The sequence below is a fragment of the Paenibacillus cookii genome (genome assembly GCF_018333375.1).
Lineage (GTDB): Bacteria > Bacillota > Bacilli > Paenibacillales > Paenibacillaceae > Paenibacillus_AQ > Paenibacillus_AQ cookii.
The window spans coordinates 1-255 of record NZ_BORW01000138.1; the positions used below are offsets into that span (position 1 = coordinate 1).

The following is a 255-nucleotide window of genomic DNA, read 5'->3' on the forward strand; positions in this document are numbered from 1 at the left end:
ATCCGGTGAAATTTTAATACCTGTGAAGATGCAGGTTACCCGCGACAAGACGGAAAGACCCCATGGAGCTTTACTGCAGCTTGATATTGGATTTGGGTACGATCTGTACAGGATAGGTGGGAGCCTTTGAAGCATGAGCGCCAGCTTGTGTGGAGGCGACGTTGGGATACCACCCTGATCGTATCTAGGTTCTAACCTGGTACCGTGATCCGGTACGGGGACAGTGTCAGGCGGGCAGTTTGACTGGGGCGGTCG

1 rRNA gene is annotated in these 255 nt (G+C 53.3%); it reads left to right on the forward strand.

Features of this window, described 5'->3' with window-relative positions:
- Positions 1–255 (forward strand): 23S ribosomal RNA (locus tag KI367_RS26930); the annotation flags it as partial.